This is a genomic window from Alteromonas confluentis (genome assembly GCF_001757105.1).
Lineage (GTDB): Bacteria > Pseudomonadota > Gammaproteobacteria > Enterobacterales > Alteromonadaceae > Alteromonas > Alteromonas confluentis.
The window spans coordinates 464247-464464 of record NZ_MDHN01000041.1; the positions used below are offsets into that span (position 1 = coordinate 464247).

1 pseudogene is annotated in these 218 nt (G+C 50.5%); it reads left to right on the top strand.

Features of this window, described 5'->3' with window-relative positions:
- Positions 1-218 (top strand): annotated as a pseudogene (locus BFC18_RS21815) (retention module-containing protein); the annotation flags it as partial.

Below are 218 nucleotides of genomic sequence, written 5' to 3' on the forward strand. Positions count from 1 at the left end.
TCAGAAGGTCTACTGGATGTGAACGTATCGGTATTGGATGCCGCAGGCAACTTAGCCACGGTGAGCACGTCAGGTCTTATCGACCTCACGCTGCCAATTCTCAAAGTGAACGCTATCACTGATCTCAATAGCGATACGCCGTTGATTTCCGGTACCTCTGATGAAATTGGTGCATTGATCACTATCGTTGTCACCGACGGCAACGGCGATGCGCAAAG